The following is a 14,925-nucleotide window of genomic DNA, read 5'->3' on the forward strand; positions in this document are numbered from 1 at the left end:
GCGCGATCGACCGCTTCGTGCTGGCCCGCTTGGGTGAGCACGATTTGCGCCCGAGAGCCGAGACCGATCGCGTTGCGCTGATCCGCCGCGTCACTTTCGATCTGATCGGATTGCCGCCCACGCCCGCCGAGGTCGCCGACTTCGTCGCCGACCCGCGCATCGACGCCTACGAGCGCGTGGTCGACCGGCTACTGGCCTCGCCCCATTTCGGCGAGCGCTGGGGCCGGCATTGGCTCGACGTGGTGCGTTTTGGCGAAACCAACGGCTACGAAACCAACACACCGCGACCGAATGCCTGGCCCTACCGCGACTGGGTCATCGCGGCCTGTAACGACGATCTGCCGTTTAACGAGTTCGTCCTGGCGCAACTCGCCGGCGACCAGACGGGGCAAGACGCCGCGACCGGGTTTCTCGTCGGGGGGACGCACGACACCGTGGGCAACCTGACGCCCGACGGTCAGTTGCAGCAGCGGCAGAACGATCTGAACGACATGGTGTCGACCACCGGGCTGGCATTCCTCGGACTCACGGTCGGCTGCGGGCGCTGTCACGATCACAAGTTCGACGCGGTGACCCAGCTCGATTACTACCGTCTGCAAGCGGTGTTTGCCGGCGTGAATCACGGCGAGCGCGCCTTGCGCGATGAAGACTACCGCCGCCGCGAGCGCGAGGAGCCGCAACTCCGGGCGCAAATCGCCACGATCGATCGCCAGTTGGCCGAATTCGAGCCGCTGGCCGACCCGCAAGCACCCGCGGACCGTCCACCCCGGCGCGCGGCGGTCGATGCGCGACACAACGTCGAGCGATTCGCGCCGATCGTGGCGCGGCGGCTGCGGTTCACCATCGTCGCCGCGAACCAGTCCGAACCGTGCCTCGACGAGCTCGAAGTGTTCACCGCCGAGGCGCAGCCGCGCAACGTGGCGCTCGCCAGCGCAGGCGCCAAGGCGACGTCCTCGAGCGATTTTCAAGGCGTGGCCATTCATCGCCTCGCGCACGTCAACGACGGGCAATACGGTAACGACCATAGCTGGATCTGCGGCGGTCCCAGCGGATACATCGAGATCGAATGGTCGGAGCCGGTGCCCATCGAGCGCGTCGAATGGGCGCGCGATCGCGAGGGTCGCTTTGCCGACCGCCTGCCGGTCGATTACCGGATCGAAGCCAGCGACGATGGCCAGACGTGGACGCTCGTGGCCGCGTCGAACGATCGGTCGAGCCTCGCGTTGGCCGGTGCCGCGGCCACCTCGGAGCAGCCGCCACGAAACGATCTCGCGCCCGAGCAGCTCGCGCGGCTCACAGAGCTGCGGCAGCGACGCGGCGAACTCGTCGCGGGGTTGCCCACTGCCGGCGGGACGCCCGTCTATGCCGGAACGTTTTCACAGCCCGAGCCGACGCGGTGGCTGCGGCGCGGCAATCCGCTCGAGCCGCAAGCCGAAGTGCCGCCGGGCGCCATCGAATCCGTGTCGCCGGCCCTGTCGCTGCCGGCCGACCTGACCGAGGCTCAGCGTCGTGTCGCCTTGGCCCGCTGGCTGTGCGATCCGGCGAACCCGCTGACCGCGCGGGTCGCGGTCAATCGTTTGTGGATGCATCATTTCGGTCGAGGGCTGGTCGATACGCCCAACGACTTCGGCTTCAACGGCGGGCGCCCCACGCATCCCGAGCTGCTCGACTGGCTCGCCACCGAGCTGGTCGACGGCGGTTGGCGGCTCAAGCGTCTGCACCGCATGATGGTCTTGTCGAGTGCCTATCGCCAGGCGAGCCAGCCTGATGCCCGGGCCCTGACGATCGACGCCGACAATCGCTGGCTGTGGCGCTATGCACCGCGACGGCTCGAAGCCGAGGCGATCCGCGACGCGATTCTCGCCGTCAGCGGCAAGCTCGACACGCGCATGGGCGGGCCCGGCTACGAAGTGTTCGAGCCCAACGACAAGTACGTTCACGTGTACATCCCGCGGAAGCAATTCGGGCCCGACGCCTGGCGGCGCATGGTCTACCAGTTCAAGCCGCGGATGCAGCAGGACGCGACGTTCGGCGAGCTGGATTGCCCCGATGCGAGCCAGAGCATCGGCCGGCGGCTGCAATCGACTACAGCGCTGCAGGCGCTCAATCTGCTGAACGGGCCGCTGATCGTGCAGCAGGCCGAGTTCTTCGCCGAGCGCGCGGCCGGTCTCGCGGGCCATGCCACCGAGCAACAGGTCGACACGGCCTTTCTGCTGGCGCTGAATCGGGCGCCGGTGGGCGCAGAACGCGCCGAATCGGTCGAGCTTGTCGAGCAGCACGGGCTCGTGCAGTTGTGTCGCGTACTGTTCAACGCCAACGAGTTTTTGCACGTCCGGTGAGCGCCATGCACGGCAACGAGCCTGCGAGGAACGGAACGCCGCGAGCGACGACGCGCCAGAGATTGCTGGACCGCCGGGCCTTTCTGGCCGGCGGCAGCGAAGGGTTGGCCGGCATTGCGCTGGCGTCGCTGCTGCATCGCGAGCGGTTGCTCGCCGCCGAGATCGCGGCGGCGGCAGGACCGGCGATCGATCCGGCGCGGCCACTCGCCGCGCGCGTGCCGCACTTCGCCCCCCGGGCCAAGCAGGTGCTATTGATCTTCTGCTCAGGCGCCTGCAGCCATCTCGACACGTGGGACTACAAGCCCGAGTTGCTCGCGCGCGACGGCCAGCCGCTGCCGGGCGAGGCGAAACTGGTCACCTTTCAGGGCGAAAACGGCAACCTGGCTCGTAGCCCCTATGCGTTTCGCCCGCGCGGCGCCTGCGGCAAATACATTTCGGATCTGTTGCCCCACTTGGGCGAGCTGGTCGACGAGATGTGCTTCATCCATTCGCTCACGTCGAAGGCCAGCTCGCACGGGCCGGGCGAGATGCAGATGAGCACAGGCTTCACGCTCGAAGGTTTTCCGAGCATGGGCGCGTGGGTGTCGTACGCCCTGGGGACCGAGGCCGAGGATCTGCCAGCATTCGTGGCGATTCCCGACCCACGCGGCGCCCCGCAGGTCGGGCCGAGCAATTGGGCCAGCGGTTTCCTGCCGGCCGTGTTTCAGGGGACGAGCTTCAACGCCGAGCAGCCGATCGCCAACCTGGCCCGGCCCGAAGCATTCACGCCCGAGGCCGATAGCGCTGCCCGCGAGTTCCTGGCCCGGCTCAACGAGCGTCACCTGGAGCAATTTCCCGGCGACACGCAATTGGCGGCTCGGATCGCGAGCTACGAGCTCGCCGCCCGAATGCAATTGAGCGCGCCGCGCGTCGGCAATCTTGCCGAAGAGAGCGCCGCGACGCATCGCCTGTATGCCACCGACGACGCGAACCCGCTGACCGCGGGGTTCGGTCGCAATTGTCTCCTGGCCCGGCGGCTGCTGGAGCAGGGGGTGCGGTTTGTGCAATTGTTCAACGGCGCGTACGCGATGGGCGAAGGCGTCGGCAACTGGGACGGTCACAAACAGCTCAAGATCGACTACGACCGGCACGGACCGATCCTCGACCGGCCCGCCGCGGGATTGCTCCGCGACCTCAAGCAGCGCGGGCTGCTCGACGAGACGCTCGTCGTCTGGACAACCGAGTTTGGCCGGATGCCTACGTTTCAAAAGGGAGTGCAAGGACGCGACCACAACCCCAGCGGCTTTACGGTTTGGATGGCAGGCGCCGGGGTCAAAGCGCCTTTCAGCTATGGGGCGACCGACGATTTCGGCTACCGCGCCGTGGAAAACGTGGCCACGGTCTATGACCTGCATGCCACGATCTTGCACCTGTTGGGCCTCGACCATACCCGGCTGACGTTTCGCCACAATGGCCTGGATCGCCGCCTTACCGACGTCCACGGCACGGTGCTCGACGGGGTCTTGAGCTGAGTCCGTGCCGAGCAGCGCAGGAGTCGGTCCAGCACCCTGGGGTGCCCGGTTTTTTTCAGTCGCAACCGGGAATAAGGGCAGCCCCAGCCGGCGAAGTTGAAGATGGACCTTTTCGCCAAGGTCCCCCCGCGGGTCGGTCGCCGGCCTGGAGACTCGCCTCTGCCTAGACGGTTTGCGTGAAACTCGGCAACTGCACCATGGTTTGGCAACCAGGAAAGTACGTCACGTAAGTCGAATTGGCATCTTCAGTTGAAGAGAGGCTTGAGTCTTCGGCCGGCGGCGAATCCTCACGTTCGTTACGTTCGCGCCGCACCTTCTCGAGCAAACCGGTTCGGCGCAGGGACATCGCACTTGAGAGTTTGGTAGCGAACGCCTAATCGGTTAGGCTAAATAGGTTGCGTCGTTTGCGTCGAATCTGGGCGCACTTCATCGGGTGGCCCGCGCAAGCACGAAGCCAAGCTGTCTTTCGCGCGCTACTGAGCAAATCGAAGTCGGTAGCAACTGCCAATCGACATGGCCGACGAGTCAGCCAAACGCGTGCCGGGCCAGCCGCCAGCGAGCGGTGTTCCCGGGGGCGCTCCCCCCGTGGCACCGGTAGCAGCGGGCTCTGCACCCGCAGGTTCCGCACCCGTAAGCAACGCACCAGCCAAGGCTGTCGCCGCGAAGCCCATCGTGGCAAGACCTTTGCCGGCGCAAACGGCACCAGCGCGACCTGTTGCTACGAAGCAGTTGCCGCAGAATCCGCCGCCTGCAAGCGCGGGCGCTCCCGCGGCAAGACCCGCGCCGCCCAAACCACCGACGGCTGCCGTTGTCTCCAATCCTGCGGCGCGTGCCGTCAGCGCCGCGCCTGCGCAAACCAAAGACGACACGATCGTCCAATCTTCTGATTCGACGCTGACGGGGCAGCGGCCTCTCAAGACGACTGTGGCACCACAGGCAGGGCGCGCGGCCGAACTCGTCGTGGAAGAGGTCGAGGCGTTGGAATTGCCGCGCCGCCCGTTAGGGCTGACCCTGTTTTCGGCGTTCGACATTCTGGGCGGATTGTTCGGCACGTGTGCAGCGGCCTTGGGTTTGATTGGTGCCGTGAAGCCTCGATTCAATCCTGGCGGCGTGTTGGGATTCATTGAAACCGCGGCCAATGCGCTGGGCTTCGTCGGCGGTGCCGTGCTGCTCGTCGCGGGCATCGGCATGTTTGCCTTACGCCCGTGGGCCCGCAAGCTGGCCTTGGGCTACTGCTTGTATCAGATCGGCATGGGGCTCGCCTGGAACGGCTTGACGCTCGTTGCGGTGTTCCTGGCGCCGCCCGCGGCCGCGGGCGGGGCTGCGGCGACCTCGATCGTGCTTGTCGGGGCGACTGTCGTCTCGCTCATTTTTTCGGTGGGATATGCGCTGCTGCAGTTCGTCTACCTGATGCGGCCGGCAGTGCACGGCGTTTTCGCAGGGCTGACGCCCGACGACGTCGCCGCGGCATCGTCCGACGCAAGCGGCTGGTTGCGGACCACACCGGGTTGGGTCACCAGCATGGTCGTGCACGCCTCGATCCTGCTGATGCTCGGTCTGCTGACGATCCAGGAGCAGGTCAAAGAACTGGCGCCCGACCTGACGGCGTTGCGCACCGAGTCGTTGGCCGAAGTCGAGGAGCTGGCGCCCGAGGAGGAGTTGGCCCCGGTCGATGTGAACGTCGAACAGCAGGTCGAGTCGGTGGATGCGAGCTCGGACGTCGTCGGCACCGAATCGGTCGACGTGACGGAGATGCTCGACGAGGGCGCCGCGGCGCCGAATATCGAAGCCACGGCCGACATCGGGCCGATCGAAGTCGCGACGAGCGACCTGGTGTCGTCGGCCGTCGGCACGACGAACAAGAACAGTCTGGGCGGCCGCGCCGGCGCGGCGAAGATGGCGCTGGTGGCCCAAGGCGGTGGCAATCAACAAAGCGAAGATGCCGTGGCGCGCGGGCTGAAGTGGTTGGCCGAACACCAGAATCCCGACGGCAGTTGGAGCTTCGAGCACAACAAAGGCCGCTGCCAAGGGCGCTGCAAGTCGAACGGCAAGATCGCCAACGGGCAGAACGGCGCGACGGCCATCGCCTTGTTGCCCTTCCTCGGCGCCGGCGCGACGCATCGCGAAGGCCGGTATAAGAAGGTCGTGCAGACGGGGCTCGCCTACCTGATCAACAACATGAAGGTCGACGCCAACGGCGGTTCGCTGATCGACGGCGGCAGCATGTACTCGCATGGGCTCGGTTCGATCTGCATTTGTGAAGCGTATGCGATGACCGAAGACCGCAACCTGTTCAACGCCGCGCAGCAGGCGGTGAACTTCATCGTCTATGCCCAGGACCCGGTCGGCGGCGGCTGGCGATATGGTCCCCGGCAGCCGGGCGACACTTCGGTCGTCGGCTGGCAGTTGATGGCGCTGCGCAGCGCACACATGGGCTACCTGGAAGTGCCGCAATCGGTGATCGCCGGAGCCGCCAATTTTCTGAATACGACGCAGACCGACGGCGGCGCGGCGTACGGCTATACGGGCCCGGAGAATCGCCCCTCGACCACGGCGATCGGCCTGTTGTGCCGGATGTACATGGGCTGGAAGAAAGATGAGCCGGCCCTGGTTCGCGGTGTCGAGCGGCTCAGCCAGATGGGTCCCGCGAAGGACGACGTTTACTACAACTACTACGCCACGCAGGTCATGCACCATATGGGTGGCGAGAAATGGACCAAGTGGAACACGGTGATGCGCGATCACCTGGTCAATACGCAATCGCGAGAAGGCCACGAGGACGGCAGTTGGTATTTCAAAGACGGCCCGCACAACGACGCCGGCGGACGGCTCTACGTCACGGCGATGTGCATCATGACGCTCGAGGTTTATTACCGGTACTTGCCGCTGTATCGCGAGGAAGCGAGCGAAGTCGAAGCGGCTGAAGAATCGCCCAAACCCGCGGCCGCCGCCGGCGGCGAATAGGCGCGGGCCTCGATCTGCCCAGGGGTTCGATTGGGGCGCGGCTGGTCATGCCGTGCCGATCGTAACGGCGGCCGTCATAGCCGGTCGATCCGGCACAAGCCGCTGGGCGACCTATATTTCCGCATGCTGGAGCGCTGCGCGCTTGCGCCGCCCCAGGAACGTTGTGTTGCGCGCGACCCGCCATGCCGAAATCGCCAGCCACTACTGTGCCGCCATCGATCGGGGTGCCGTCCGCGCGCGCAGGGCGACGTTGGCGCGGTGCCGCCGGGCGCGCGCTCCAGGCGTTGCTGGGTGGGCTGTTCAGCCATCGCTTTACGAGCTTTGCCACGAGTTGCTTGTTTCACACGCTGGCACTGCTGGTTGCGGCGCTGATCACTCTGGCTGTGCGCGCGCCCGTGGCGAACAAATCCCTGACCGTGCACCTGACGCCGGAATCCGCCGAACTCGAAGGTCCGCAGGGGGACGGGCCGTTGCTCGACATCGACGTCGAGAATTTGACCGGCGACGCGCTCCAGGCAGCGCCCGATACGCTGCTAAGCGTGCCGGGCCCTGACGCGGACGATGCCGCCGAGGCCGAAACGCCGAACAGCGGCGAGCTCGATCTGACGGCCGGCGCGCCGGCGGGCCGCGGGCAATTGGTGAGTCGGCGCGGCGGCGGTCTCGAAGGGCGTGGGGCCGATGCCCGCGGCGGACTCGTGGCGGCCGGCGGAGGCGATGGCGCCAGCGAGCAGGCCGTCGCGCGCGGGCTGCGCTGGCTGGCCGCACATCAGCAGCCCGACGGCGGTTGGGACTTCGACCATACGAAAGGTCCCTGTCGGGGCATGTGCCGCAATCCGGGCCAGTCGCCGTCGACGACCGGCGCGACGGGCGTGGCGTTGCTGGCGTTTCTCGGCGCAGGACAGACCCACCTGGCAGGCGAGTATCAAGACGTCGTTCGCCAGGGCCTTTACTATCTCGGCAATCACACGCTGGTCACGCCGCAAGGCGGCGATCTTCGCGAAGGTTCGATGTATGGCCACGCGTTGGCGGCCTGGGCCTTGTGCGAGGCGTTTGCCTTGTCCGACGATCCAGCGCTGGGCCAGCTCGCGCAGCAAGCGGTCGACTTCATGGTCTATGCCCAGGACGCAGGTGGCGGCGGCTGGCGCTATACGCCCGGCCAGCCGGGCGATCTCAGCGTGACCGGCTGGCACTTCATGGCGCTCAAGGCGGCGCAGCTGGGCTACCGGCAGATCCCGCCGCAGACGCTCGAACGTGCCACGCGCTTTCTCGATTCGGTGCAGGGCGAGCGCGGCGCGCGCTACGGCTATCAGGACGGCAGCGGCACCGAGACCATGACCGCCGTGGGGCTGCTGTGCCGCATGTTCGCCGGCTGCCGCCGCGACGATCCAGGCCTCGTGGCCGGCTGCGAATATCTCTCGGGCCTCGGTCCGGCCAGCGACAACATGTACTTCAACTACTACGCCACGCAGGTCCTGTTTCATCATGGCGGCCCGCGCTGGCAGGCCTGGAACGCCGCCATGAAGCCGCTGTTGCTGCAGACGCAGGCCACCGAGGGGCACGAATCGGGAAGCTGGTATTTCAGCGGCGGCAAGTGCGAGAAAGGCGGCCGGTTGTTCAGCACGGCACTGGCCGTGATGACGCTCGAAGTGTATTACCGTTATCTACCGCTGTACCGCACCGAGAGCGTTCTCGGCCGGTAGCCTGCGCGTCACGAGCCGCTCGCCATGCGCGTCCTTCCCGTCATCGATCTCAAGTCGGGCCAGGTGGTGCATGCCATCGCGGGCTATCGCGATACGTACCGTCCCGTGGAGAGCGTGCTCTGCCCGACCGCTGCGCCAGCCGATATGGCCGCGGCGCTGGTCGAGCAATTGGATGTCGACACCGTCTACGTGGCCGATCTCGACGCGATCGCCGGCGCCGAGCCCGCGTGGGAGTGCTTTGGCCAGATCGCCGGCGCCGGGCTCGACCTGTGGCTCGACTGCGGTTTGGCCGGCGTCGAGCGCGCGCGGCGGCTGGTCGATTTGGCCGATGCAGGGGCGCCGCTGACGGGCATCATCGCGGGCCTCGAATCGTTGAGCGGCCCGCCCCAACTGGCCGAGTTGCTCGACTGTGTCGAGTCGCGCCGGCTGGTGCTTAGCCTCGACTTGAAAGGCGGCCAGCCGCTCGTGCCTGCCGGCGCGACGGGCTGGTACGGTCTGTCGCCTCAGCAGATCGTCGAGGCCGCCGTCACGCTGGGCGTGATGCGGCTGATCGTGCTCGATCTGGCGCAGGTCGGCATGAACCAGGGCACCGGCACCGACGGGTTATGCACCTGGATCGACGCCCAGTACCCGCAGCTCGAGCTGACCTCCGGCGGCGGCGTGCGCAGTCTGGACGATTTGCGCCTGCTGGCCGCGACGGGCTGCGATTGCGCGCTCGTGGCATCGGCGCTGCACGACGGCCGCCTGACGGCCGCCGATCTCCAGACCGCGCGGATGTGGTAGAGCGTCGCGTGCCGGCTCGACCGGAAAAAGCACTCGCGCACCGGCGATGAAATTGCACGACAGGGCGTCGCCATCTCAGCCCGCGGGCCAGACCGGCGGGCGCTTTTCGAGGAATGCCTTTACGCCTTCGGCGGCGGCTTCGGTCGTACGGGCCGTGGCGCTGGCCGCGGCGCCCGACGCCAAGAGCGCCGGCAGTTGTTCGCCGATCGTCTCGTTCAACAGCCGCTTGGCCATCTGCAGGCCTTCGCGCGGGCCCTGCACGCATCGCTGGGCCATTTCGCCGGCCTGCGGCAGCAGATCGCCGGCTTCGACGATGCGGCTCACCAGGCCCAGCGTGCGCGCCTCGTCGGCCGAGAGCGGCTCGCCGGTGATTAGCAGCCGCGCGGCGACCGCCGCGCCGCAGCGAAAGGCGAGCAAAGGTGCCACGACGCCCGCCACCAGGCCGCGGTGAACCTCGGGCGCACCGAATTGCGCGCCCGGCGCGGCGATGACCAGATCGCACGCGAGCACCAGCGCCAGCCCTGTACCCAGGGCCGGCCCGCCCACGGCGGCCACCAGCGGCTTGGGAAACCGCAACAGGTCTTCGAGCAACTCGACGAGCGTTGCCGCTTCGTCGCCCCAGTGGCCGGGCGGGTGTTCCGCGCCCTGGTCGGCGGCGATCTCGCGCAGATCGGTGCCCGACGAAAACGCCTGGCCTGCCCCGGCCAGCACGACCGCCTTGACGCGACGCTCCTGATGCAAGTCGCCAAGCGCCTGCGACAGCTCGCTCACCAGCGCCGCATTGAGCGCGTTGCGCTGCGCGGGACGGTTGAGGGTGATGGTGGCCACCGGTACCTGGATGTGCAACCGCACCAAGGGCTCGCTCATCGGTCTCACTCCGTTGCCGTGGGCCGTTCCGTTACGGGACGCGGCATCGCTGTCGTATGCCATCGCTGCGCCGCTAGACCTGGAACACGCCGAGCTTGAACGGTTCGTCAGGGACGTGCCGGGTGCAGGTTTCCAGGGCCCAGACCAGCTCGTCGCGCGTGCGGGCCGGGTCGATGATCTTGTCGACCCACAGCCGGGCGGCGCCGTAGCGCACGTCCATGTGCCGATCGTACTCGGCCTTGATCTTCGACCGCATCGCTTCGAGCTCTGCGGCATCGGCCTTATGGCCCTGGCGTTCGAGGCTCTTGATGGCCACTTCGAGCAGGGTGCCCGTCGCCTGGTCGCCGCCCATCACGGCCGTGCGCGAATTGGGCCAGGCGAACAGCAGCCGCGGATCGAAGCCTTTGCCGCAGAGAGCATAGTTGCCCGCGCCGAACGAGCCGCCGAGGATCACGGTCAGCTTCGGCACGCGGCTGTTGCTGATCGCGTTGACCAGCTTGGCACCGGCCTTGATGATGCCGGCGCGTTCGCTGTCGCGGCCGACCATGAAACCGTTGACGTCTTGCAGAAAGATGATCGGCAGCCAGTCCTGGTTGCAGTTCATGATGAACCGCGCCGACTTCTCGGCGCTATCGACGTAGATCACGCCGCCAAATTGGATCGGGCCATCGGCCGGTTTGACCGTGCGATGCTGGTTGGCCACGATCCCCACGGAAAATCCACCGATCCGGGCCGTACCGCAGACCATCGACTGGCCATACTCCGGCTTGAACTCCTCGAAACTGTCGCGATCGGCGATGCAGTCGATCACGTCGCGAACGTCGTACTCTTTGCGGGCGTCGGGCTGAACGAGGTCGTACAGGTCCGTGTCGGGGCGCCCGGGCGGCGTGCTGGCGGCGCGCCGGTACGGTGCCGGAGGCGTCTCGGGATCGGGCGCCTGTAACGCCACGATCCGTCGCAGCCGCTCGAGGCAGGCCTCGTCGGTCGGGTCGCGATAGTCGATCGTGCCGCTGATCTGGGCATGCATTTCCGCGCCGCCCAGCTCCTCGTGCGAGGCCTTTTGACCGATGGCGCTGCGCACCAGCGCTGGCCCGGCGAGGTACAGGCCCGAGCCCTCGGTCATCAGCAGCTTGTCGCAGAGCACCGGCAAATAGCCGCCGCCAGCGACGCAGTTGCCCATGATGGCCGAGATCTGGCCGAGACCGCTGGCCGAGATCACGGCGTTGTTGCGAAAAATCCGCCCGAAGTCGTCCTCGTCGGGAAACACTTCTTCCTGCAACGGCAGGAAGGCCCCCGCCGAATCGACCAGGTAGATGAGCGGCAAGCGATTCTGCATTGCGATTTTTTGGGACCGCAGCACTTTCTTGGTCGTGGTGGGAAAAAACGCACCGGCTTTCACCGTGGCGTCGTTGGCGATGATCATGTAGCGCCGCCCGCAGACGGTGCCCACGCCGCAAACCACGCCACCGCACGGGCAGCCGCCGTGCTCGTCGTACATCTCGAAGGCGGCCCATAGCCCGATTTCGTGAAAGCCCGTGCCGGGATCGATCAGCCGGTCAATCCTTTCGCGGGCGGTCAGGCGTTTCTTTTCGTGCTGCCGTTCGATGGCCTTGGGCCCCCCGCCCAGCCGCAATCGCGCCTCGTCTTGGGCAAAGCGCTGGACGAGGGCATACATCGTTTCGGACGGCGTCGAGGCAGTGGTGGCCATGCGTAAAGGGGGGGTAGGGGAGTGGGGGTGCGCGGCGTATCGACCGGCCGGGTGCCCGGGGCAACGACCGAACCAGCCATCTTATTGAGTTTGCGCGCAGGCGGTATGGGAGCGGTGGCCCGGAGGCGACGGCGTCGCCGAAAGGCAACGCCGGCGCAGCGCGCCGTTGCCCCCGAGCAACACCCCGCGGCGAGCGGTGCCCGAACCCTGTTCTGTGGGGTGTGTCGTAAGTCTTTTTGTGCAAGACGTTTACGGTGTGTGGTCGGCGGCGTGCCCGCGGGGGCGGCGACAGCCGGCATTGGGTGTGCTTCCCCAGGGAAGCGTCTCCGTGGTTTCGCACGAAGAGCTTTACGACGCGAAAAGGAGCGGCACTTGTCCAAGGCGACGCGCAAGAACGGTACCCCGGTTTCACGCAAAGTGCAGCCCAAGCCCAAGACCCTACCGAAGAGCAATCCGGCGGCAGCCACGAAGCCTGCCGCGCCGACGGGCCGGAAGCCCAAGTCCCGCGCCACGGCCGACGACCCCTTTGTGATCGACGACGAAGTGAGCCTGGAAGACTTTGCCGCGGTCGAAGGGCTACCGGTCGACGAAGAAGTCGTGCCGGTCGTCAACGGACGCGCACGCGACGCGGCCGATGAAGACGAAGAAGAAGTCGAAGAGTCGCTCGAAGCGGACGACACGGGCAACGACGACCGCATCGACGACCCCGTGCGCATCTACCTGATGCAAATGGGCGAGATCTCGCTGCTGAACCGCCACGAAGAGATCTCGGCGGCCAAGGAGATCGAAAAGGCCCGGCGGTTGTTCCGCAACGGCATGCTGGCCAGCGACTACCTGCTGCAAGGCGCCGTGACGCTGCTCAAGAAAATGCAGCGCGGCGAGCTGCGGCTCGATCGGACGGTCGACGTTTCGGTGACCGACGCCGCGGAAAAGAAACAGGTGATGGGCCTGCTAGGCCCGAATCTGCGGACGATCGATCATCTGCTGGCACAGAACGTGCGCGATTTTCGCGTGGCGGTGTCGCGGTCGCACAAGCACCGCGAGCGCCGCGACGCTTGGCGCCGGCTCGTGTTGCGGCGCCACAAGGCCGTGCGGCTGATCGAGGAGCTGGGCCTCCGCACCGAGCGCCTGCAGCCGATCTTCGAACGCCTGCAGCAGATCTCGGCGCGGATGAGCAACCTGCTCGGCCAGATCCAGGAACTCGCGGCCATCCACGGCTCGCCGTCGCAGCTTGCAGATCTGCGCCGCGAGCTGCGGTACCTGATGAAGACCACGCTGGAAAGCCCCACGACGCTGAAGAAGCGCATCGACCGGACGATCGGGCATCAGCGCCGCTACGACGCCGCCAAGCGGGTGCTCTCGGCCGCCAACCTGCGGTTGGTCGTGTCGATCGCCAAACGCTATCGCAATCGCGGGATGAGCTTCCTGGACCTGATCCAGGAGGGCAACACCGGCCTGATGCGGGCGGTTGACAAGTTCGAACACGCCCGGGGGTTCAAATTCTCGACCTATGCCACGTGGTGGATTCGCCAGGCGATCACCCGGGCGATCGCCGATCAAAGCCGGACGATCCGCGTGCCGGTACACATGATCGAGACGATGAGCCGCGTGCGCAACGTGACCCGCGAGCTGTACCAGCTCTACGGCCGTGAGCCGAGCGTGGAAGAGACCGCCACCGCGGCGGGCCTGTCGATCGAGGAAGCCCGGTGCGTGCTGAAGATGACCCGGCAGCCGCTCTCGCTCGATCAGCCGATTGGCGAACACGACGACAGCTTCTTCGGCGAATTCGTCGAGGACGAAAGCGATGTCGATCCGCTGCACGACCTCAACCAGCAGAGCCTCAAGGACCGCATCGCCGATATCCTCGAGGGGCTCAACTATCGCGAACGCGAGATCATCCGCCTGCGCTACGGTCTGGCCGATGGCTACGCTTACACGCTCGAAGAGGTTGGCAAGATCTTTTCGGTGACCCGCGAACGCGTCCGCCAGATCGAGGCCAAGGCCGTCCGCAAGCTGCAGCACCCGGTCCGGGCCCGAATTCTTTCGGGCTTTGTCGACGGCTACGATCCGAGCGAGCATTCCGAGGCCGAGGGAGCGGAGTTCGCGTAAGCTTGTTGCGCGAGCGGCGCCCGTGCGTGGCGCCGCTCGCGCGGCGTTTAACGCGGCAGAGGCACGGCGGCGAGGATTCGCCGCATGGCCTGCGATTTGTTGAGCACGTAGAAGTGCACGCCGGGAATGCCCGCGGCGATCAACTCGGAAAGTTGCTGCGCGGCAAAGTCGATGCCGGCGTCGATCTGTGCCGTTTCATCGTCGCCGCAGCGCTCCAGCGCCGCGAGAAACTCGGCCGGCAGCTTCGCCCCGCACAAGGAGGTGATCCGGCGAATCTGATTCAGGTTCGTCACCGGCAGCAGCCCCGGCACGATCGGCACGCGAATGCCGACCGCCGTGCAACGATCGCGAAATCGTAGGAAGTCGTCGTTGCGATAAAACAGCTGCGTGATGACGACGTCGCCGCCGGCGGCCACTTTCCGGGCCAGGTTTTGCAGGTCGATTTCCGAGCTGGGGGCTTCGACGTGCGTTTCCGGGTAGCCGGCCACGGCGATGCCGAACTCGGGAAACTCGCGGCGAATCAGCGCCACCAGCTCGTTGGCATAGGCAAACCCACCGGCGATCGGGCGGAACGAGGTTTCGCCGCGCGGCGGGTCGCCCCGTAGTGCGACGATGTTTTCCACGCCGCGGCGCCGCGCCTCGGCCAGATACTCGCGCAACTGCTCGACGGTCGAGCCCACGCAGGTCAGGTGCGAGGCCACGCTCAGGCGGTGTTCGTCGCGCACCCGGGTGATGATCTCCAGGGTCTTGTCGCGGGTCGAGCCGCCGGCGCCGTAGGTACAAGTGACGAAGTCGGGCCGGTAGGCCATCAACTCGCGCAAGTGGCCGAACAGCTCCGTCTCGCCCGCGGGCGATTTCGGCGGAAACAGCTCGTATGACAAGCCGAATTTGCCGGCACCAAAAGCGTCGCCGACGCGCATCGCGATCATTTCCCTGTGGCCACC

9 protein-coding genes are annotated in these 14,925 nt (G+C 66.7%); 6 read left to right on the forward strand and 3 right to left on the reverse strand.

The features are described 5' to 3' along the window. The 5 genes from K1X74_17725 to K1X74_17745 all read left to right on the forward strand — a co-directional run. A partial coding sequence (locus tag K1X74_17725; GenBank protein MBX7168180.1) for a DUF1553 domain-containing protein occupies positions 1-2,339 on the forward strand: 2,339 nt, incomplete at its 5' end. A 5-nt stretch (positions 2,340-2,344) separates the two neighbouring features. Next, positions 2,345-3,850 carry a DUF1501 domain-containing protein gene (locus tag K1X74_17730; protein ID MBX7168181.1) on the forward strand — a complete coding sequence of 502 codons (1,506 nt, stop codon included), beginning with the start codon at positions 2,345-2,347 and terminating at the stop codon, positions 3,848-3,850. A gap of 924 nt (positions 3,851-4,774) precedes the next feature. After that, complete coding sequence (locus K1X74_17735) at positions 4,775-6,814, forward strand: terpene cyclase/mutase family protein (protein MBX7168182.1); 2,040 nt, start codon at positions 4,775-4,777, stop codon at positions 6,812-6,814. A 206-nt stretch (positions 6,815-7,020) separates the two neighbouring features. Beyond that, the gene (locus tag K1X74_17740) at positions 7,021-8,514 is read left to right on the forward strand and encodes a terpene cyclase/mutase family protein (protein ID MBX7168183.1); all 1,494 of its coding nucleotides are present in this window, start codon (positions 7,021-7,023) and stop codon (positions 8,512-8,514) included. A 24-nt stretch (positions 8,515-8,538) separates the two neighbouring features. Further along, complete coding sequence (locus tag K1X74_17745) at positions 8,539-9,297, forward strand: hypothetical protein (protein ID MBX7168184.1); 759 nt, start codon at positions 8,539-8,541, stop codon at positions 9,295-9,297. Positions 9,298-9,372: 75 nt separating this feature from the next. On the opposite strand, the gene K1X74_17750 is transcribed toward K1X74_17745, so the two are convergent. After that, complete coding sequence (locus tag K1X74_17750) at positions 9,373-10,164, reverse strand: enoyl-CoA hydratase/isomerase family protein (protein ID MBX7168185.1); 792 nt, start codon at positions 10,162-10,164, stop codon at positions 9,373-9,375. A 73-nt stretch (positions 10,165-10,237) separates the two neighbouring features. Continuing rightward, positions 10,238-11,839 (reverse strand): acyl-CoA carboxylase subunit beta, encoded by a 1,602-nt coding sequence (locus K1X74_17755; protein MBX7168186.1) that lies wholly within the window; start codon positions 11,837-11,839, stop codon positions 10,238-10,240. A gap of 138 nt (positions 11,840-11,977) precedes the next feature. Here K1X74_17755 and K1X74_17760 point away from each other — a divergent pair, with 138 nt between their 5' ends. Continuing rightward, the gene (locus K1X74_17760; protein ID MBX7168187.1) at positions 11,978-13,981 is read left to right on the forward strand and encodes a sigma-70 family RNA polymerase sigma factor; all 2,004 of its coding nucleotides are present in this window, start codon (positions 11,978-11,980) and stop codon (positions 13,979-13,981) included. 47 nt (positions 13,982-14,028) lie between these two features. Here K1X74_17760 and metF read toward each other — a convergent pair whose 3' ends face one another. Beyond that, positions 14,029-14,901 carry a methylenetetrahydrofolate reductase [NAD(P)H] gene (gene metF, locus K1X74_17765; protein MBX7168188.1) on the reverse strand — a complete coding sequence of 291 codons (873 nt, stop codon included), beginning with the start codon at positions 14,899-14,901 and terminating at the stop codon, positions 14,029-14,031. Positions 14,902-14,925 lie beyond the last annotated feature (24 nt).

The organism is Pirellulales bacterium (assembly GCA_019694435.1).
GTDB lineage: Bacteria > Planctomycetota > Planctomycetia > Pirellulales > JAEUIK01 > JAIBBZ01.